This is a genomic window from Psychrobacter sp. TB20-MNA-CIBAN-0197 (assembly GCF_040309765.1).
Taxonomy (GTDB): domain Bacteria; phylum Pseudomonadota; class Gammaproteobacteria; order Pseudomonadales; family Moraxellaceae; genus Psychrobacter; species Psychrobacter submarinus.
The window spans coordinates 1-249 of sequence record NZ_JBEOPC010001113.1 but is presented as its reverse complement, the minus strand read 5'-3'; the positions used below and the strand labels follow the sequence as shown (position 1 = coordinate 249).

Genomic DNA, 249 nt, shown 5'->3' with positions numbered 1-249 from the left:
ACGAGCCGCGCTGCCCGCTGGCAAACATTAACCAACACAAGTCAAAAAGAGCTTGTGCAAGCCATGGTCGATAGCCGTTTATTTGTATCGCATTTACAAAACCAAGAAGCCTGTTTTAGTCTTGCTCACGAGGCATTATTGCGTCAATGGCCGCGCGCAAAACAATGGATTAATGACCATAAAGATGCCTTAGCAATAAAAAGTCGTTTACAACATCAAACACGAAATTGGGTAGATGAAGGCAAAAGT

At 43.4% G+C, this 249-nt stretch carries 1 protein-coding gene; it reads left to right on the top strand.

Translation table 11 applies throughout. The features are described from left to right. On the top strand, nucleotides 1-249 hold a 249-nt coding region (locus tag AAEY83_RS17380; RefSeq protein WP_351061179.1), incomplete at both ends, for an nSTAND1 domain-containing NTPase.